This is a genomic window from Sulfuritalea sp. (genome assembly GCF_017302275.1).
GTDB lineage: Bacteria > Pseudomonadota > Gammaproteobacteria > Burkholderiales > Rhodocyclaceae > Sulfuritalea.
In genome coordinates this window covers 19,111-36,491 of the sequence record NZ_JAFLDR010000011.1, presented here as the reverse complement: position 1 = coordinate 36,491, position 17,381 = coordinate 19,111, and the positions used below count along the sequence as shown (strand labels likewise).

Below are 17,381 nucleotides of genomic sequence, written 5' to 3'. Positions count from 1 at the left end.
GAACCGCCGTCACCCCCTGCCTCGGGCAGGGGGTTGGGGGGAGGGTAGTCCAGTGAGCTTCGCCGACGACTACCTGGCTCAACTGGAAGCCTTCGCCGCGCGCAGTCCCGCGCCGCGCGTGCACGCGCTGCACCTGCCGCCGCTGCAGCCGGATGCCGACAACAAGGGGGAGTTCTGTGCGCTGGAACTTGAGGACGGCTCGGTCGGACTATCCTACGTGCTGCTCGACGACACGCTGGCGCGCCTGCACGCCGGCGGTGACAGCCTCGGCATCGCCGGCGCCGACGCCCTGCAGCTTGCACGCCGTTACGCCGGCGCCGACTCTTTCGGCAAAGCCCTCGGTTTCGCCGCCGCCAACGCGCTGACCCGCTGCCTGTACGACCGCGCCGGTTTTCGCCCGGGCGACAGCGCCGACTCGATCGGGCAGATGCAGCCGCGGGCCGGCGAACATATCGGCATGATCGGCCTGTTCCGCTCCCTGCTGGGCCGCATCCTCGACAGCGGCGCGCGGCTTACGGTGGTGGAACTCAAGGCGGAACTCGCCGGCAGCGCCGAGGGCTACCGCGTGACGCTGGACGCGGAAGAATTGGCGACCTGCGACAAGGTGGTATCGACCAGCACCTTGCTGCTCAACGACACGCTGGACCGCATGCTGGGCTGCTGCCGCCATGCCAAATGGTTCGCCATGGTCGGGCCCAGCGCCGGCTGCCTGCCCGACTCCCTGTTCGCGCGCGGCGTGACGCTGCTCGGCGGCAGCTGGATCACCGATCGGAAGGGCTTCCTGGACGCCCTCAGGCGCGGCGAATCGCGCTCGGCTTTTTCCGGCAAGTTCGCGCTGACTCGCGACGACTATCCCGGTTTCAATTCGTTGCTGGGTCGTGCCTGCGGCGCATCGGCGCCACGGAACTAGCGCGGAGGGCGCCTTACTGCGCGGCACGCAAGGCCGGCAGTGCCGACTGGCGCAGCATCGACGAGGCGCCCAGCCAACCGGCAATGACGACCAGCACGACCCCGGCCAGCGCACCGACCAGCCACAGTTCAATTTGCGGCAGGTAGTCGAGGCGGAAGGCAAAGCGCGCCAGGCCCCAGCCGATCAGGCTGGCCGCGATTCCCGCGAGCAGCCCGGCCAGCGCGCCCAACGCAGCGAACTCGGTGGCCAGCGCCCCCGATAGTTGCCGGCTGCGGGCGCCCAGCGCGCGCAGCACGGCGAGTTCGTGGCGGCGCTCGTCGGCGCTGGCCTGCAAGGCCGCATAGAGGACGGCGAGGCCGGCCAGAACGGCAAATCCGAATACCAGTTGCACCGCGCGCGCCACCTGGTCGATGGTCGCGTGCAACTGCTTGACCAGCGCCGCGACGTCGATCACCGTGATGTTGGGGAAGCGGCGCACCAGTTCCGGAATCGCTCCGGCCTTGTCCGCCGGCAGGTGGAAACTGGTGATGAAACTGGCCGGATAGTCGGCCAGCACGGCCGGCGGCGACATGACGAAAAAATTGACGCGCATCGAATCCCAGTCGAGCTTGCGCAGGCTGGTGATGATCGCCTCGACCCGGTTGCCGGCGATTTCATATGCAAGGCGATCGCCCAGCCTGAGGTTCAGGGTCTCCGCCAGCCCCTGCTCCACCGAGAACTCGGCGCCCGTCGTGGCGCCATGCCAGCGCCCGCCGCTGATCGTGTTGCCGGCAGGCAGCAGCGCCGACCACGATAGGTTGAATTCGCGATCCACCAGGCGCTGGGCACGATCGTCGGCAAAGCTTTCCGGTCCCACCGGATTGCCATTGACCTGCACCAGGCGACCACGCACCATCGGTTCCAGTTCCGGTGGCGGCAGCCCGCGCGCCTTGAAAAAGTCGGCGATGGCGGTACGCTGGTCGGGCTGGATGTTGATCACGAAGCGATTCGGCGCGTCGGCCGGAACGCGCTTGATCCAGCTGTCGAGCAGGTCGCCGCGCGCCACGGTGAGCAGCAGCAGCGCGGTAAGCCCGAGTGCCAGTGCAACCGCCTGCACCAGCGTCGCCGCCAACCGCCGGCGCAGGTTGGCCAGCCCGTGGCGCCAGCCGTAGCCGCGACCGGCCGGGCGCACGCGGCCCAGCAGCGCGAGCAGCAGGCGCGCCATGAGGGCGAAGAAACCAAGTGCGACAAGGAAGCCGGCCAGCACGATCAGGCCCAGGCGCGGCTCGCCCGCCATCCACAGCATCAGCCCGGCCAGTACCAGCCCGCCCAGCAGGTAGGCGCCGACCGAGGCCGAGAACATGGAAGATTCGGCCCCGCTCCATTCGCGGCGCAGCACACGCAGCGTCGACACCCGCCGCAGCCGCAGCAGCGGCGGCAGGGCGAAGCCGATGACAAGCGTCAGCCCCACCGCCAGGCCGTGCAGCCAGGGCAGCAGCGAGGGCGCCGGCAGCGCGGTCGCCAGCAGGCCATCCAGCATCTGCTGCAATGCCATCTGCACGCCATAGCCTACGCCGCAACCGGCGAGGGTGGCGAGCAGTCCGAAAGCGAGGAATTCGCCGCCATGGATCAGCAACAGTTGGCGTGCCGAAGCGCCCATGCAACGCATCACGGCACAGCCGTCGAGATGGCGCCGCATGTAGCGCTCGGCGGCCAATGCGGCGGCGACGGCGGCGAGGACCACCGCCAGCAGCGCGGCCAGGCGCAGGAAGCGCTGCGCACGTTCGGTGACGTTGCGGATCTCCGGCCGGGCATTGTCCAGGCTTTCGATCTTCTCGCCTCGTCCCAGGCGATCCTTCGCCCATGCCTCGAAGCCAGCGACCGTAGCCGCTTCGCCGGCCAGATGCAGGCGATAGTAGGCACGACTGCCGGGCTGGATCAATCCGGTGGCCGGCAGGTCACCGAGGTTGATCATCAGTCGCGGCGCGAGCGCGAACACGTTCATGCCACGATCCGGTTCCATGGTAAGGATCGGGCCGCTGCGCACGGTGATCCTGCCCACCGCCAGTGCGGTTCCCGCGGCAAGGCCGAGCGTGGTCGCCAGCCGCTCGTCGGGCCATGCTTCGCCACCCTGCGGCACACGCGAGGTCGACTCGTCGGCGGCGTTCAGCACGGCAGCGGTGCGCAACGAACCGCGCAGCGGATAACCCGGCGACACCGCCTTGATCTCGGCCAGGACGGCGGCATCACCAAGGCTGACCATGCTCGGGAAGGTCGCGCTCTCGGCCAGGCGCAGTCCGCGCGCCGCGGCTTCCCGGCGGAACGCGTCCGGCCAGGGATGGTCGGCCGTCAGCAGCAGGTCACCGCCGAGCAACTGGTGGGATTGCAGTCGCAGCGCCTGCTCGACCCGGTCGGTCAGGAAGCCGACGCTGGTCAGCGCGGCGACGCCCAGCATCAGCGCGATGCCGAGTACCGTCAGTTCACCGGCGCGCCAGTCGCGGGCCAGCATGCGCAAGGCAAGTCTCAGGGAAATCACGAGGGCCTCCATGTGTCGCCTTTCACCAGCTTCGCATCTGCTCGATGGCCTGCTCGACGCGGTCGAGGGCGATGACCTCGATGCCCTTGAGGGCCGCGCGCGGCGCGTTGGCCTTGGGCACGATGGCATGGGTGAATCCCAGCTTGGCCGCTTCCTTGAGACGTTCCTGGCCGCGCGGCGCCGGGCGTATCTCGCCGGCCAGGCCGACTTCGCCGAACACCACCAGCTTGCCCGGCAGCGGCTTGTTGCGAAGCGAGGAAACGATGGCCAGCAGCACCGCGAGATCGGCCGCCGGTTCGGCGATCTTGACGCCGCCGACGGCATTCACGAATACATCCTGGTCGCCGCAGACGATGCCAGCATGACGATGCAATATTGCCAGCAGCATCGCCAGGCGATTCTGTTCCAGGCCGACCGCCAGCCGGCGCGGACTGGGCGCCTGGGAAGCGTCGACCAGCGCCTGGATCTCGACCAGCAGCGGGCGCGTGCCCTCCTGGGTGCACAGCACGCAGGACCCGGCCACGTCGAGCGAATGCTGCGAGAGAAACAGCGCAGAGGGATTGGCGACCCCGCGCAGGCCCTTGTCGGTCATGGCAAAGACGCCGAGTTCATTGACCGCGCCGAAGCGGTTCTTCACCGCGCGCACCAGGCGAAAACTGGAATGCGTGTCGCCCTCGAAGTACAGCACGGTGTCGACCATGTGTTCCAGCACTCGCGGCCCGGCCAGGCTGCCTTCCTTGGTGACATGGCCGACCAGGATCACGCAGGTGCCGGACTGCTTGGCAAAGCGCGTCAGCTGTGCCGCGCATTCCCGCACCTGTGCCACCGAGCCCGGCGCCGACTGCATGGCATCGGACCAGACGGTCTGGATCGAATCGATAACCGCCACCGCGGGACGCAGCTTGACCAGCGTGGCAAGTATCTTTTCCAGGTTGATCTCGGCCAGCAACTGCATGCCACCGACATCGAGCTGCAGGCGCCGCGCGCGCAGCGCAACTTGCTCGCCGGATTCCTCGCCGGAGACATACAGCACGTTCTCACCGACCTGTGCCAGGCGCGCCAGCGACTGCAGCAGCAGCGTCGATTTTCCTATCCCCGGGTCACCGCCGATCAGCACCACGCCGCCGGCCACCAACCCGCCGCCCAGCACGCGATCGAACTCCTCGACGCCGGTTGCCTGGCGCGGTTCCTCGCGCGGCCGGATCTCGGCCAGCATCTGCAGGCCACTGGCGCCGCCCAGCGCGGCAAAATTGCGGCCCGCCGGAGTCGCCGTCTCGACCACTGCCTCGACCAGGGTATTCCATTGCCCGCAGCCAGGACACTGGCCCTGCCACCTGGGTGAAGTGGCACCGCACTCAGTGCAGCTGTACTGCGTCCTCGGTTTTGCCATCAATCGGCTTCGATGACAGGCACGCGCGCCGCCAAGGCGCAAAACATCTCATATGACACGGTACCCGCGGCCGTCGCCACTTCATCGGCCGCCAGGTACATGGCGCCGGTTCCGCCCCACAAGGTCACCGTGTCGCCAACGCCGACTTTCCGCGGCAGCGCGCTGAGGTCGACGCAGATCTTGTCCATCGACACCCGGCCCAGGGTCCAGGTGCGCTGCCCGGCGACCTGCACCGGCGTCCCGGTGGGAGCATGGCGCGGATAGCCGTCAGCATAACCGCAGGCGACGATGCCGACGCGCATCGGTTCCGCGGCAACGAAACTGCTGCCGTAGCCGACGGTGTCGCCGGGCAGCAGGTCACGCACCGCGATCAGTTCGCTTTCCAGCGTCATCACCGGTCGCAGGTCCAGTTCCAGCGCGGTTTTCATCGCGGGAAACGGCGACGAGCCGTAGAGCATGATGCCGGGCCGCACCCAGTCGCCGACAGCCTCCGGAAATCGCAGCAGCGCCGCCGAATTGGCGAGCGACACGGGCAATGCGCGGCGCCCGATCATGGCGCGAAAGCGCTCCAGTTGCCGCTGGATGCCACGCTCCTCGTCGGCGTCGGCGAAATGGGTCATCAGGGTCGCGGATTCCAGGCAATCGGCCGCCACCAGCCTGTCGAGCGCGGCGCCGAACTCGTCCGCGTTGAAACCGAGCCGGTTCATGCCGGTGTTCAGCTTCAGGTACACCGGCTGGCGTCGCGGCAGGCAGGCATCGATCAGCGCATCGACCTGCCACATGGTGTGGAGTACTGGGATCAGTTCCAGTTCGGCGAACAAGGGGACATCATCGCCCCGGTATGGACCTTCCAGCATCAGGATGGGTTGGGTGAAGCCGGCATCGCGCAGCGCCATCGCACCTTCGACTTCCACCAGGGCGAAACCGTCGGTGACCTCGGCCAGGGCACGTGCCGCCGAGACCAGGCCGTGCCCATAGGCATCCGCCTTGACCACGCTCCAGATCCGGGCACCCGCCGCATGGCGCCGCACGATGCCGAGATTGTGGCGCAGCGCCGACCAATCCAGGCGCGCGCGAATCGGACGCGACATCTCAGGCTCCGTTGCGCATGATCACCGGCGCGAGCTAACCCGGCGGCTTCTTCGAGATCAGAGCGCGCAGCCGCGTGGAAGCGAATTCGACGAAGGTAGCCACCAGTCGCGAGCGAAACTTTTCCTTCGGATAGACCATCGACAGCGTCCGAATCAGGCGCGGCTTGAGCGGAATCGCAACGATGTCACCCAGCCTTTGCTCCTTGCTCACCGATGCGCGCGACGCGATCGCGAAACCGAGGCCGGTCTGCACAACGCCGTTGAGCGCGATCGGGCTGCCCAGCTCCATCACGACGTTCATCTGGTCGATAGCGATGCCCGCGCTGCGCAGGTAGTTTTCGGTAAATTCGCGGGTTCCGGAACCGGGCTCGCGCGAGATGAAGGCATGCTCGAGCAGCTTCTGCGGCGTCAGTTCCTTGTGCCGCGCCAGCGGAAAGCGCGGATGACAGATCACCACCAGTTCATCGTCACAACAAACCTCGCACTCCAGGGTCGGCTCGTGCGAGAGGGATTCGATGAAGCCGATGTCTATGGTGTGCTCCATGACGCGCGTCTCGATCGACTCGGAATTGCCAACCATCAACCGCGAACGCACGTTGGGATAGGTCGACTTGAACTCGCCGAGGATGCCCGGCAGCATGAATTCGGCGATGGTGGTGGATGCTCCGATCATCAGTGAGCCACCAATTTCGCCGGTCAGTTCGGAGAGGCGTACATCCATTTCCGAGGACAGGCCGAGAATTCTTTCGGCATAACCGAGCACCACTTCGCCGGCTGGCGTGAGCGCGATGCGACCGTGGCCGCGATCAAACAGCCGCGTATTGAAGTGCTCCTCCAGTTGCTTGATCTGGAATGTCACTGCGGGCTGCGTCATGAACAGCACTTCGGCTGCCTTGGTAAATGACAGTTGCTTGGCAACCGCGTGAAACACCTGAAGACGACGGTCAGCCATAAAAACACGCTCCTTGATACGTCTATTAACGAATAATTGTATTCAAGCACAAAAGCGACGCATAAGGTCGGCTGATAACCGAGGCCAGTCCGGTTTTATTTGCCCTGCCATTGCTGCGCTGCCACATGACATCGGGCGACTCGGCCGCACTCGGCGAAGGAACAGGCAGTGCTTTCGTGCTATAAACCTGCAGCCCATGAATGCCCTCGCCCGACGCCCCTGAATGCAGCACGCCAAGAAGGCCCTCTGGCTGACCGGCGTCGGTCTGGTTATCGCCTGGTCCCTATGGCTGCTCTATGCCAAGTTGCGAGGCGAAGTCGCCGCCGACCCCGTCGCCAAGGAATTGCTGGCCTCCGGCGGGTTCTGGATCAGCCTGAAGATCATCGCCGAATCCATCGGCCGCAGCATCGGCAATGTGTCGGCAGGCGGCTACGCCCTGGCGGCCGTCTCGGCGCTGCTGGCCTATGTCGCGCTCGCGTGGTATGACCGCATCGCCTTGCTCCACTTGAACCGCCAACACGAAATTTCGTGGCCCTTCATCGCTTCCTGTTCTTTTGTCACCTACGCCCTGGGCCACAATCTGGGAGCTTCGGTGCTGTCCGGCGGCCTGGTGCGCCTGCGCGCCTACGGAGCCTGCGGACTCAGCGCCGGCGAAGTGGCGATCCTGGTCGCCCTCTGTTCGTTCACCTTCGCCTATGGCTCCGTGCTATTGACCGGATTCGTGTTTGTCGTCCAGCCGGAGATCGTGCAACCGCTTGCCGCGATGATCCCGAAGCTCGACTTGCCGGCGTCGCTGGTACAAATCATCGGCGCCGCCATGCTCGGACTCTGCGCACTCTACGTTCTGGGATCCTGGCGGCATTTCAAACCCTTCCATTTCCGGTCGGTGCATATCGTCTACCCGCGACTACCGGTCGTCGCACGCCAGTTGATGGCCGCGCCCCTGGAGTTGATCGCCGCCGCCGGGATCATCTATTTCGTGCTGCCCGAGACAGGGAATCCCGGCTTCATCACGGTGCTTGGCGCGTTCCTGCTCTCGTTCTCGGCGGGACTGCTGTCGCAAACTCCCGGTGGCATCGGCGTCATGGAAGCGGTGTTCCTCGCGGTACTGAACACCGTCGCCCCGTCGGACGTGATTGCCGCGCTGCTGATCTGGCGCCTGATGTACTTGCTGATCCCGCTCGCCATCTCGCTCCCGCTCGTCGTCGCCTTCGAACGCGCGCAGTTTCGACGCCCGGAACAATAATCGCAGTCACGCGGACACGCGTGCCGACGAAGAAATGTCGGCGCCGGCGGCACGGCTAAGTGCTCAACCCCGATCGCCCAGCCGCATTGTCCGGCGCATGAGGCACAAGTCTTCCCACGCCCTGGCCTTGTCGGGCAGATTGCGCAGCAGGTAGGCCGGGTGATAGGTGACGACCAGCGGGATGTCACGATATCGATGCAGTCGGCCGCGCGCCGCGCCGATCTTGACCTCGGTGAGCAACAGGGTCTGCGCCGCGGGACGACCGAGAGCGACGATCAGCTTCGGTCGGATCAATTCGATCTGGCGTTCAAGGTAGGGCCGGCAAGCCGCCATTTCTTCCGGCGTCGGTGTCCGATTTCCGGGCGGTCGGCACTTGACGGCATTGGCGATGTAAACATTCTCGCCGCGCCTCAGTCCGATTGCCGCAAGCATGCTGTCGAGCAGTTTGCCGGCCTGCCCGACAAAGGGTTCGCCGCGCTGGTCCTCCTCCGCGCCGGGTCCCTCGCCGACGAACAGCCAGTCCGCGTCGCGGTCGCCGACACCGAGCACCGCCTGCTTGCGCCCTTCGCACAAGCCGCACTGGCGGCAGGCGGCCACGGCCGCAGCAAGCGCATCCCAGTCCATTGCGGCGGTTGCCGGTAGCGACGCTACCGGTGGATTGATCGCCGTCGGGGCCTCAGGGACCGAACCTTCGCCTTGTTCTTCCGTCGCCGCAGCAGGTAGCGGCGCACGCAGTTTCCAGAGCAGCCCGAGGCCCATCTCGCGCAGCATCCTGGCGCGCTGATTGCTCACGGTTCGCAGGCCATCACGATGGCATCCTCGCGCCCGCCGTGCGCCGGGTAGTAGTCGCGCCGGCGTCCGATTTCAACGAAGCCGTGACGCCGGTACAGCGCCTGCCCAGGCAGATTTCCCGGCCGCACTTCGAGCAGCATGCGCCTCACCCCGGCCTGCCTCGCCAACTCGAGCAGATGGGTCAGCATCGCGGTACCGCGACCGTGGCGCTGGTGTTCCGGCGGCACCGTAAGGTTCAACAGGTGGGCCTCGTCGAGCACCTGCATGGTCACGGCGTAGGCGGTCATGCGGCCGTGCTCCTGCGCCAGCCAGGCGCCATGTCCGGCCGCGAGGGAATCCGCGAAGTTGCCCCGGCTCCAGGGAAAGGGATACACAGCCTGCTCCACCGCCGCCACCGCGTCGAGGTCGGCCACCGTCATCGGTTCATAGCGAATCATCAGCGCAGCCCGCCTCGTGCCAGGCGTTCGGCGGTGGTCAGCGCCACCTTGTCGCGCACGTAGATGGGTCGCGCCTCGGCGGCGGATAGCGCTTCGCCGGCAGCGAACGCAACATGGGCCAGACGCAGCACGGCGGCGGCGGTGGGAAAAGCGGAGGCAAGCATCCCTGCGAGGTCCGGCTTCCTGCCGTGCAAGACCTCGCCGTGGGTCGCGAATCCGTCACCCGCGCCCCATGCATCGAGCAAAGTCGGCGCCGGCACCACGGTGGGTGGCAGGCAGACAGGCGCCATGACTTCATGCGGAACGTCGCGTTCGACACGATAGGCCGCGCTGTACACCTCGTTCATGCGCGCGTCGAGGCAGGCCCAGACTTCACGCTTGCCGCTCGCCAGTGCCAGCGCCTCCAGCGTCGATACCGGCAGCACCGGCAAAGCGAGGCCCCAGGCCAGGCCTTGGGCCACGCCGCAGGCCAGCCTCAAACCGGTGAAACTGCCGGGACCGGCACCGAAGCCAATACCGTCGAGTTGGGCCAAGCTCATCTGGCCCTCCGCCAGAAGTTCATGAACCCAGGGCAGCAGGCGTTCGGAGCCGCCGTTGGGCAGAGCCTCGCAGCGTTCGATGACCTCGCCGTCCTGCCAGAGCGCGACCGACAGGTGTCGGGTCGCGGTTTCGATCCCTAGCAGACGCACGGCGCGGAAGCGGTCAGGCCTGCTTGCGGCTGCCTAGGATGCCGCGCAGGGTGTCCTGGATGTCGGCGGGAATCAGCACCGTCTTCGCATTGTCGGACTTGGCCAGATTGCCGATGGCGTGGATGTACTTCTCGCCCAGCATGTAGCGCATCGGCGCATCTTCGGTGCCGATTGCAGCCGCCACGCGCCTGATCGCCTCGGCCGACGCATCGGCCAGCGTGACCTGGGCCTCGGCCTGCAGGCGCGCCGCCTGCAGTTGCGCCTCGGCGTTGAGGATGGTGGCCTGCTTGTTGCCTTCGGCCTTGGTGACCATGGCCTTGCGCTCGCGCTCGGCGGAGGCCTGAGCCTCCATCGCCTTCTGCATCGATTCCGACGGATTGATGTCCTGGATCTCGACCGATTTCACCGTCAGGCCCCAGTCAATCGCCTCGTCGGCGACGCCCTCGCGCAAGCGTGCCTTGATCTTGTCGCGATTGGACAGCGCCTCGTCGAGCGTCATGTCGCCGATGATCGATCGCAATGTGGTCATGATCATGTTGCGAATCGCCTCGGAGAAATCCGTCACGCCGTAAACCGCCTTGATCGGATCGGTGACCTTGATGAAGGCGATGGCGTTGGTCAGGATCACCGCGTTGTCCTTGGTGATGACTTCCTGCTCCTGAACGTCGAGGATGATGTCCTTGGTAACAAGCTTGTAGCGCACCTGGTCGAAATAGGGAACGATGATGTTGAGTCCCGGCCGCAGGGTAGCGTGGAATTTTCCCAGGCGCTCGACGATCCATTCCTCGCCCTGCGGCACGATACGCACGCCTTTGGCGATGGTGACCGCGACAAAGACAAAAACGGCAACGACAAAGATTGCGAACTCGCCCATGACCAACCCCTTCAGTATTTGCCAACCTTGAGTATCTGGCCATCAACGGCCAGCACCCTGACCCGTTCGCCGGCGGCGATCGCCTCGTCGGCCAGGCAGGGCCAGACATCCGATCCCATGACTGGCTTCTGGAAGCGCACTTCGCCGCGCGGCGACGACACCCCGAGCGGTTCGACCGCGCGCACCAGGACTCCGATTTCACCCAGCGCTTCATCGGCCTGGCCCGACCGGGTCTTGCCGTCTTCGCGGCGAAACACCTTGAACCAGAGCACGGTCATCGCGACCGAAGCCGCGGTCCACAGCATGACCTGCCCGCTGAAGGCAATGCCGGGCGCCGCCAGCATTGCTACCCCTACCAGCAACGCGCCGAGGCCGAACCAGATGATGAAGAAACTGGGCACGGCGAGTTCCAGCAGCCCGAGCGCGAGTCCGAGAACCATCCAATGCCACCAGGCCAAATCCATTCGAGTCGTGTCCTTTCAGGGGGAACATCGGGCGCTTGGATGACGGCCTCGCCGGCACGCCTGGAACCCATCGCCTGGCAGCCAATGCACCCAAAACATTTTATCGCCTTTGCCCGGCGCACTTCGCTCCACTGACACTAAATTGGCGGCATAATTTGCGGCGGAACCTGCGGGGCAAGCCTGTCCGGATATTGCTACAATTCGCAAAAAGCTTGATCCCGGCAAAGAATTGTTGATTGCATTGAGTTAGCATTCGCCTAGAATTCAACCCGCTGCTCGTTAGCGGGAATTTAAACCGCCACTACCACCATCCACATCTACGAGGTCCCACATGAACAAATCCGAACTGATCGAAATCACCGCCAAAGAAGCCGATATCAGCAAGGCTGCGGCAGAGAAGGCACTCTCCGCGGCAATGGGCGCGATCGTCAAGGCCGTCTCCAAGGGCGACACCGTTACCCTGGTTGGCTTCGGCAGCTTCAAGTCGTCCAAGCGCGCCGCTCGCGTCGGCCGCAACCCGCAGACGGGCAAGGAACTCAAGATCGCCGCGACCACCGTACCGCGCTTCACGGCCGGTGCCGGTTTCAAGGCCGCAGTGGCCGGCAAGAAAGCCGCCAAGAAGAAGTAAGCATCGGATCCTCCGGATCCCGGTCAGGCCCGCCGCGAGCGGGCCTGATTGTTTTCGGGCCGGCAAAGTGCACAGGCCCGCCGGCGCAAGCACGACTAGGTCGCGGCGTAACCCGCGCGCTGGCGACGGGCCTCGAACAGGCATATGGCCGCTGCCGCCGCAACATTGAGCGATTCCGCTCCATCGGCCAACGGAATGGTGACCCGCAGTTTCGCCGCCTGCGCCAGCGGCGCCGAAAGTCCCGAGCCCTCATTGCCCACCAGCCAGTAGATCGGGCAGCCAAGGTCGGTCTCATACAGGTTCCTGCCGCCGTGGGCGACCGTCGCAATCGCTGTTGCCTGCCCGGCTGCCAGTGTGCCGCCCAGATCGGCCTGCTCGCGGATTGCCAGCGAAAAGTGCGCCCCCTGCCCGGCGCGCAGCACGCGCGGAGTCCATGCCCCGGCACAACCGGGACCCAGCAGGATATTGCCCACGCCGGCGGCGGCGGCGGTGCGCAGGATGGCGCCGACGTTGCCGGCATCCTGTACCGCATCGAGCAACAGGGCATCACCAACGATCGGACCATCAGGAACCGGCGGTATGTCGATCACCGCTGCAACCCCCGTCGGCGTCAGCACACCGGAGATCTCTCGGAACAGGCCGTCGCGCAGGATCAGGCACTCGATGCCCGGTGCATCCCGCAGCAGACTGGCGATCTCGGAATGCCGCAACCCGCTTTCGCTCACCAGCAACTGCGCGACGCGCACACCGCGCGCAAGGCAGGTCGCCACCAGATGGATTCCGTCGACCAGCGAACGTCCATGCCTACGCGGCTCCGCCGCCATGGCACGCAGCGCCTTGAACGTCGCATTGTCGCGCGAAGCGATGCGCTTCGGCTCGCTCATTCCGCTTCCCGCAGCAGGGCCCTGACCGGCGCAAAGCTGCGGCGATGAAACGGCGCCGGGCCATGGAGGTTCAGCGCCGCGCGATGAATTGCCGTGTCATAGCCCTTGTGGCGATCGAGCCCGTATTGCGGAAACGCCAAGTGTATCCGCCGCATTTCCGCATCGCGCGCCGTCTTGGCCAGGATCGATGCCGCCGAAATGACCGGCTCGCTGGCATCGCCGCCGATTATGGCCCGCACCGGCATCGACAGTTGGGGACAGCGATTGCCGTCGATCAGGACTTCGGTCGGCAACACGCCGAGGGCCTCGACCGCACGCCGCATGGCGAGCAGGGTGGCCTGCAGGATGTTGACGCTGTCGATCTCTGCCACCGATGCCCAGGCAATGCCATGGGCCAGCGCCCGGTCACGGATCTCGACGGCCAGAACTTCCCGCTTGCGTTCGGACAGCTTCTTTGAGTCGGCCAGGCCGTGGATGGGCCGCCGCGGATCAAGTATCACGGCGGCCGCATATACCGGCCCTGCGAGCGGACCGCGCCCCGCCTCGTCGACGCCGCAGATCAAATGGATCATGCCCGCTGCAGGTAGGGCAACACCGCCGCCGCCGCCTTCTGCGCGGTATCCTGGCGCAGCAGGCGATGGATGCCATCGAAGACGCGGAATATTGCGGCGCCGACCTGGCGGTCGACCAGCAGATTGCCCAGCGCCTGCGACAGGTTTTCCGGCGTCGCGTCGTCCTGCAAGAACTCCGGTACGACATACCGGCCGGCGAGTATGTTGGGCAGGCCGACCCACGGCAGGTAGCGCATGCCGCGCATCAGGCGCCATGACCACGGCGACATCTTGTAGGCAATCACCATCGGCCGCCCCACCAGCGCCGTCTCCAGCGTGGCGGTGCCGCTCGCGACCAGCGCCGCGTCGCTGGCGGCGATCGCGTCCGCAGCATGGCCGAACATCAGGGTGAATGGAAGTTCATCGGCCTTGAGCTTCCACAAGGCCGTTTCGAACTGCAGTCGTGTCTCGCGCGAGACCAGCGGCACGAGGAACTGCAATTGCGGCTGGCGCTCGAGCAGGAGCTTCGCGGTTTCTATGAAAGTTTCCGCCATGTAGTGCAGTTCCGACTGGCGGCTGCCAGGCAACAGCGCAATCACCGGGCGTCCCGCTGCGATGCCCAAGCGCTCGCGCACCGCCCGCTGATCGATTTGCAGCGGAATCACGTCGGCCAGCGGGTGCCCGACATAGCTGCACTTGACGGGTGTATCGCGGTACAGCTCGGGTTCGAAGGGGTAGAGCGCGAGGATGTGGCTCACCGACTGGACGATCTTCGCCATCCGTTTGCGCCGCCAGGCCCAGATCGACGGGCTGACGAAGTGGATCGTCGGAATCCCGTGCCGCTTCAAGCGCCGCTCCAGCCAGAGGTTGAAATCCGAGCCGTCGACACCGATGAAGGCATCCGGCTTGTCCTGCAGCAACCGCCGCAGCAACCGGCGCCGCATGCGGGTAATGGCACGATAGTGCCGCAGCACTTCCGCATATCCCCGCACCGCCAGCATCTCAGCCGGCCAGAGGGACTCGAACCCCTCGCGCTGCATCTTCGGCCCGCCGATGCCGTAGAACTCGGCGTCGGGCAGGTGCTGCTTGAGGGCCGTGATCAGGTGCGCGGCAAGCTGGTCGCTGGAAGCCTCGCCGGCCACCATGGCGATCCGTGGAACCTGTCTCATGGAATCAGCGGACAATCCCGCGACCGGACGCGACCAGGAAACCGGCAAGCACCGACAGCTCAGGCACCGTCAGCGACTCGGCTTCGAGCGCGGCACGCGCCTCGTCGAGTTTCATGCCGGCCTTGTAGAGGGTCTTGTAGGCGCGCTTGATTGCCGCGATCGCCGTCGGCGAAAATCCCCGCCGCTTCAGTCCCTCGGCATTGATGCTGCGCGGCTCGGCGGGATTGCCGGCGGCCATGACGAAGGGCGGCAGGTCCTGCAGCAGGATGGTCCCCATCGCGGTGATGCTGTGCGCACCGATGCGGACGAACTGGTGCACCACCGTGAAGCCGCCCAGGATGGCCCAATCGCCGACCCGGACATGACCGGCAAGCTGGGCGTTGTTGGCGAAAATCGTGTTGTCGCCGACCTGGCAATCGTGCGCCAGGTGAACGTAGGCCATGATCCAGTTGTCGTTGCCCAGTCGCGTCACGCCCGAGTCCTGCGCCGTGCCGCAGTTGAAGGTGCAGAACTCGCGAATGGTGTTGCGATCGCCGATCTCGAGCCGCGTCGGTTCGCCGGCATACTTCTTGTCCTGCGGCTGTTCGCCGATCGAACAGAACTGAAAGATGCGGTTGTCACTGCCGATCATGGTGTGGCCGGTGACGACGACGTGGGGACCGATCACGCTATGGTCGCCGATCTCGACATGCTCGCCGACCACCGAGTACGGACCGACCACCACGCCCCGGCCGAGCTTCGCCGAGGGATGGACGATGGCGGTGGGATGGATGCCCATCAGGGTGTCGGGCGCACGGCGCAAATCAGATCGGCTTCGGACGCTATCTGTCCGTCGACGCTCGCCTTCGCCGAGAATTTCCAGATGCCGCGCTTGCTGGCGGACAGGACGACGTCGATCACCAACTGATCGCCCGGCCCCACCGGCTTCTTGAAACGGGCATTGTCGATGCCGACGAAGTAGTACACCGACTTGTCGTCGGGCTTGCTGCCCATGGTCTTGAACGCAAGGATGGCCGCCGTCTGCGCCATCGCCTCGACGATCAACACGCCGGGCATCACCGGGTGGTGCGGATAGTGGCCCGGAAAGTAGGGCTCGTTGACGCTGACGTTCTTCAGCGCGCGAATCCGCTCGCCGGGAAGCACGTCGAGAACGCGGTCGACCAGCAGGATCGGATAGCGATGCGGCAGGTAGTCGAGTATCTGGTGGATATCCATGCGGGAATCTCCCGCATCCGCCGCGGCTTCACTCATGATTTCTTCTCCAGTGCGGCAAGCCGCTGTTCGAGGGCCCGGATTCTATCGGCCATCTCATCGAGGTGGCGCAGGCGCGAAAAATTTCGCAGCCAGTCGCCGTGTTCCAGAAAAGGCACCGTGCCGCTGTAGGTACCGGCGCGTGGAATCGACTTCGCCACCAGCGTCCCCGCGGAAACATTGACATCGTCGGCGATGCTCAGATGTCCGAGGATCACCGCCGCGCCGCCGACCGTGCAGCGTGCGCCTATCACGGCGCTGCCGGCGATGCCGACGCAGCCGGCCATCGCCGTATGGGGGCCGATCCGCACGTTGTGTCCCACCTGTATCTGGTTGTCGAGCTTGACGCCATCGCCGATCACGGTATCGCCCAGCGCGCCGCGATCGATCGTGGTTCCGGCGCCGATCTCGACGTCGTCGCCGATGACGACGCGGCCCACCTGCGGCACCTTGACCCAGGACCCGTCGCCTTCGCGCGCGAACCCGAAGCCGTCGGCGCCGACAACCACGCCGGAATGGATCAGGCAGCGGGCGCCGATGCGGCAGCGGGCATAGATGGAAACGTTGGCGGCAAGGCGGCTGCCATCGCCGATCTCGACGTCCTCGCCGATGCTGCAATTGGCGCCGATCACCACGTCGTCGCCGATCCGCGCGCCACGTCCGACCCAGACGTTGGCGCCTACCGATGCCGTGGCGGCAACATTGCCCTCCACCACCGCGCTGGGATGAATTCCCGGCAGGGACGGCGGCGCCGGATTGAGCCATTGTGCGACGCGGGCGTAATAGAGGTAGGGCTGCGGAGTCAGGATAGCGGCCACAAGCCCTGGCATGGCCGGCGGCGCCATGATCACTGCGGCAGCGTGGGTCGTCGCGAGCTGGTGGCGGTATTTCGGATTTGCGAGGAACGCGAGATCGCCGGGACCCGCGTGCTGCAAGGTATCGATGCGGGAGACCGCCGTATCGCCGGCGCCGACTATTTCACCGCCGAACCGCGCGACGATCTCGTCGAGCCGCAGCACCACGGTCGGGGTCTTACTTGCCGCCGTCGCCCAGGGCCTTTATCACTTTGTCGGTGATGTCGATGCGCGGGTTGGCATAGACCGCCTCCTGGAAGATGATGTCGTACTTCTCGGTCTCGGCGATCTGCTTGATGATCTTGTTGACTCGCTCGAAGATGGCGGCCATTTCCTCGTTCTGTCGCTGGCTCAGGTCCTCGCGGAACTCCCTCTGCTTGCGCTGGAAATCGCGGTTAAGGTCGCCGAACTCGCGTTCCTTGTTGCGCCGCTCGCTTTCGGCCATGGTCACCGCATTCTTGTCCAGGTTTTCCTGCATCCCCTGCAACTGCTTTGCAATGCGCTGCAGGTCCTGGTCGCGTTTTTCGAAGTCCTTTTCGATCTTCTTCTTCGCGCGCGCGGCCTGGGGCGCGTCGTTGAGTATCTTCTGGCTATTGACGAAGCCGATCTTTCCCTCCGCCAGGGCGTTCGCGGCAAGTGAAAGGATGGCGGCGGCGATGATGTATTTCTTCAGCATGACTTTCT

19 protein-coding genes are annotated in these 17,381 nt (G+C 65.6%); 3 read left to right on the top strand and 16 right to left on the bottom strand.

Annotated features, from left to right (window positions below; all coding sequences use genetic code 11):
• The first annotated feature begins 52 nt into the window (after positions 1–52).
• Positions 53–910 carry a DUF364 domain-containing protein gene (locus J0M27_RS07970; protein ID WP_294989583.1) on the top strand — a complete coding sequence of 286 codons (858 nt, stop codon included), beginning with the start codon at positions 53–55 and terminating at the stop codon, positions 908–910.
• 13 nt (positions 911–923) lie between these two features.
• On the opposite strand, the gene J0M27_RS07965 is transcribed toward J0M27_RS07970, so the two are convergent.
• The 4 genes from J0M27_RS07965 to J0M27_RS07950 are packed head-to-tail and all read right to left on the bottom strand — an operon-like array spanning position 924 to position 6,858.
• Positions 924–3,425: an FtsX-like permease family protein gene (locus tag J0M27_RS07965; protein ID WP_294989580.1), complete on the bottom strand. Its 2,502-nt coding sequence runs from the start codon at positions 3,423–3,425 to the stop codon at positions 924–926.
• Between the two features lie 22 nt (positions 3,426–3,447).
• Positions 3,448–4,815: a DNA repair protein RadA gene (gene radA / locus J0M27_RS07960; protein WP_294989577.1), complete on the bottom strand. Its 1,368-nt coding sequence runs from the start codon at positions 4,813–4,815 to the stop codon at positions 3,448–3,450.
• On the bottom strand, positions 4,815–5,906 hold the full coding sequence (alr, locus tag J0M27_RS07955) for an alanine racemase (RefSeq protein ID WP_294989575.1): 1,092 nt from the start codon (positions 5,904–5,906) through the stop codon (positions 4,815–4,817). The genes radA and alr overlap by 1 nt, the downstream gene beginning before the upstream one ends.
• 34 nt (positions 5,907–5,940) lie before the next feature.
• On the bottom strand, positions 5,941–6,858 hold the full coding sequence (locus J0M27_RS07950) for a LysR family transcriptional regulator (protein ID WP_294989573.1): 918 nt from the start codon (positions 6,856–6,858) through the stop codon (positions 5,941–5,943).
• A 223-nt stretch (positions 6,859–7,081) separates the two neighbouring features.
• Between J0M27_RS07950 and J0M27_RS07945 the strand changes: the two genes are divergently transcribed.
• The gene (locus J0M27_RS07945) at positions 7,082–8,104 is read left to right on the top strand and encodes a YbhN family protein (RefSeq protein WP_294989570.1); all 1,023 of its coding nucleotides are present in this window, start codon (positions 7,082–7,084) and stop codon (positions 8,102–8,104) included.
• Between the two features lie 63 nt (positions 8,105–8,167).
• Here the strand turns inward: J0M27_RS07945 and J0M27_RS07940 are convergent, their stop codons facing one another.
• The 5 genes from J0M27_RS07940 to J0M27_RS07920 are packed head-to-tail and all read right to left on the bottom strand — an operon-like array spanning position 8,168 to position 11,360.
• Positions 8,168–8,863 (bottom strand): uracil-DNA glycosylase, encoded by a 696-nt coding sequence (locus J0M27_RS07940; RefSeq protein WP_294989846.1) that lies wholly within the window; start codon positions 8,861–8,863, stop codon positions 8,168–8,170.
• Between the two features lie 29 nt (positions 8,864–8,892).
• Positions 8,893–9,333 (bottom strand): ribosomal protein S18-alanine N-acetyltransferase, encoded by a 441-nt coding sequence (rimI, locus tag J0M27_RS07935; RefSeq protein ID WP_294989566.1) that lies wholly within the window; start codon positions 9,331–9,333, stop codon positions 8,893–8,895.
• Complete coding sequence (gene tsaB / locus J0M27_RS07930) at positions 9,333–10,022, bottom strand: tRNA (adenosine(37)-N6)-threonylcarbamoyltransferase complex dimerization subunit type 1 TsaB (protein ID WP_294989563.1); 690 nt, start codon at positions 10,020–10,022, stop codon at positions 9,333–9,335. The genes rimI and tsaB overlap by 1 nt, the downstream gene beginning before the upstream one ends.
• Positions 10,023–10,035: 13 nt before the next feature.
• A complete protein-coding gene (locus J0M27_RS07925; protein ID WP_294989561.1) occupies positions 10,036–10,896 on the bottom strand; it encodes an SPFH domain-containing protein in 861 nt (286 codons plus the stop codon).
• A gap of 11 nt (positions 10,897–10,907) precedes the next feature.
• Positions 10,908–11,360: an NfeD family protein gene (locus tag J0M27_RS07920; RefSeq protein WP_294989559.1), complete on the bottom strand. Its 453-nt coding sequence runs from the start codon at positions 11,358–11,360 to the stop codon at positions 10,908–10,910.
• A gap of 331 nt (positions 11,361–11,691) precedes the next feature.
• Between J0M27_RS07920 and J0M27_RS07915 the strand changes: the two genes are divergently transcribed.
• Positions 11,692–11,988, top strand: a complete 297-nt coding sequence (locus J0M27_RS07915; RefSeq protein ID WP_294989556.1) for an HU family DNA-binding protein — start codon at positions 11,692–11,694, stop codon at positions 11,986–11,988.
• Between the two features lie 95 nt (positions 11,989–12,083).
• Here the strand turns inward: J0M27_RS07915 and J0M27_RS07910 are convergent, their stop codons facing one another.
• Genes J0M27_RS07910 through J0M27_RS07880 form a run of 7 tightly spaced genes read right to left on the bottom strand, consistent with a single transcriptional unit; the run spans position 12,084 to position 17,373 of the window.
• Positions 12,084–12,872, bottom strand: coding sequence for an RNA methyltransferase (locus tag J0M27_RS07910; RefSeq protein ID WP_294989553.1), 789 nt, complete (start codon positions 12,870–12,872; stop codon positions 12,084–12,086).
• On the bottom strand, positions 12,869–13,444 hold the full coding sequence (gene rnhB / locus J0M27_RS07905; protein WP_294989549.1) for a ribonuclease HII: 576 nt from the start codon (positions 13,442–13,444) through the stop codon (positions 12,869–12,871). Before rnhB ends, J0M27_RS07910 begins: the two co-directional genes overlap by 4 nt.
• Positions 13,441–14,592: a lipid-A-disaccharide synthase gene (lpxB, locus tag J0M27_RS07900; RefSeq protein WP_294989546.1), complete on the bottom strand. Its 1,152-nt coding sequence runs from the start codon at positions 14,590–14,592 to the stop codon at positions 13,441–13,443. Before lpxB ends, rnhB begins: the two co-directional genes overlap by 4 nt.
• 4 nt (positions 14,593–14,596) lie before the next feature.
• The gene (lpxA, locus tag J0M27_RS07895) at positions 14,597–15,373 is read right to left on the bottom strand and encodes an acyl-ACP--UDP-N-acetylglucosamine O-acyltransferase (RefSeq protein WP_294989843.1); all 777 of its coding nucleotides are present in this window, start codon (positions 15,371–15,373) and stop codon (positions 14,597–14,599) included.
• On the bottom strand, positions 15,370–15,807 hold the full coding sequence (fabZ, locus tag J0M27_RS07890) for a 3-hydroxyacyl-ACP dehydratase FabZ (RefSeq protein ID WP_294989840.1): 438 nt from the start codon (positions 15,805–15,807) through the stop codon (positions 15,370–15,372). Before fabZ ends, lpxA begins: the two co-directional genes overlap by 4 nt.
• Positions 15,808–15,839: 32 nt before the next feature.
• Complete coding sequence (lpxD, locus tag J0M27_RS07885) at positions 15,840–16,865, bottom strand: UDP-3-O-(3-hydroxymyristoyl)glucosamine N-acyltransferase (RefSeq protein WP_294989543.1); 1,026 nt, start codon at positions 16,863–16,865, stop codon at positions 15,840–15,842.
• 10 nt (positions 16,866–16,875) lie between these two features.
• Complete coding sequence (locus J0M27_RS07880; protein WP_294989540.1) at positions 16,876–17,373, bottom strand: OmpH family outer membrane protein; 498 nt, start codon at positions 17,371–17,373, stop codon at positions 16,876–16,878.
• Between the last annotated feature and the right edge of the window lie 8 nt (positions 17,374–17,381).

Excerpts from the sequence above, each read along its gene's own strand:
- radA (WP_294989577.1), bottom strand. The coding sequence starts at position 4,815 with ATGGCAAAACCGAGGACGCAGTACAGCTGCACTGAGTGCGGTGCCACT.
- alr (WP_294989575.1), bottom strand. The coding sequence starts at position 5,906 with ATGTCGCGTCCGATTCGCGCGCGCCTGGATTGGTCGGCGCTGCGCCAC.
- J0M27_RS07950 (WP_294989573.1), bottom strand. The coding sequence starts at position 6,858 with ATGGCTGACCGTCGTCTTCAGGTGTTTCACGCGGTTGCCAAGCAACTG.
- J0M27_RS07945 (WP_294989570.1), top strand. The coding sequence starts at position 7,082 with ATGCAGCACGCCAAGAAGGCCCTCTGGCTGACCGGCGTCGGTCTGGTT.
- J0M27_RS07940 (WP_294989846.1), bottom strand. The coding sequence starts at position 8,863 with ATGGGCCTCGGGCTGCTCTGGAAACTGCGTGCGCCGCTACCTGCTGCG.
- rimI (WP_294989566.1), bottom strand. The coding sequence starts at position 9,333 with ATGATTCGCTATGAACCGATGACGGTGGCCGACCTCGACGCGGTGGCG.
- J0M27_RS07925 (WP_294989561.1), bottom strand. The coding sequence starts at position 10,896 with ATGGGCGAGTTCGCAATCTTTGTCGTTGCCGTTTTTGTCTTTGTCGCG.
- J0M27_RS07920 (WP_294989559.1), bottom strand. The coding sequence starts at position 11,360 with ATGGATTTGGCCTGGTGGCATTGGATGGTTCTCGGACTCGCGCTCGGG.
- J0M27_RS07915 (WP_294989556.1), top strand. The coding sequence starts at position 11,692 with ATGAACAAATCCGAACTGATCGAAATCACCGCCAAAGAAGCCGATATC.
- J0M27_RS07910 (WP_294989553.1), bottom strand. The coding sequence starts at position 12,872 with ATGAGCGAGCCGAAGCGCATCGCTTCGCGCGACAATGCGACGTTCAAG.
- rnhB (WP_294989549.1), bottom strand. The coding sequence starts at position 13,444 with ATGATCCATTTGATCTGCGGCGTCGACGAGGCGGGGCGCGGTCCGCTC.
- lpxB (WP_294989546.1), bottom strand. The coding sequence starts at position 14,592 with ATGAGACAGGTTCCACGGATCGCCATGGTGGCCGGCGAGGCTTCCAGC.
- fabZ (WP_294989840.1), bottom strand. The coding sequence starts at position 15,807 with ATGGATATCCACCAGATACTCGACTACCTGCCGCATCGCTATCCGATC.
- J0M27_RS07880 (WP_294989540.1), bottom strand. The coding sequence starts at position 17,373 with ATGCTGAAGAAATACATCATCGCCGCCGCCATCCTTTCACTTGCCGCG.